General features: G+C 67.4%; 1 protein-coding gene. It reads right to left on the bottom strand.

The window, feature by feature from the left end; all coding sequences use genetic code 11:
- Window positions 1–279: hypothetical protein (locus AC0IYH_RS31185; protein ID WP_471838074.1), on the bottom strand; the 279-nt coding region annotated here is incomplete at both ends.

Here is a 279-nt window from a genome sequence, read left to right as displayed (position 1 = left end):
GGATAGGCGAGCAGGTCATCCAGGGCTGCGCCGAACAGGCCGGCACCACTGTCGTCCAGGCGCACTTGCACCTGGCTGGCATCGGCAGGCAACTGCAGCGCCGTGCTGCCCGGGAAAGCCGAAAGGCGCGTGCTGCGCACCTGCTGCCAGCCCGCGGCGACTGTGCGTAGATTCACCGCCAGCGCATCGGCCACCTTGTCGCCCTGGCGCAGTTCGGCACTGAAATCACCAGCAGCGATCACCGCTTCCTCGACGGGCAGGTAGTTGATGCCCTTGGCC

The sequence above is a fragment of the Pseudomonas sp. AC463 genome (genome assembly GCF_979253585.1).
Note: the sequence above shows the minus strand (reverse complement) of the source record. Positions and strands in the feature narration are given on the sequence as shown.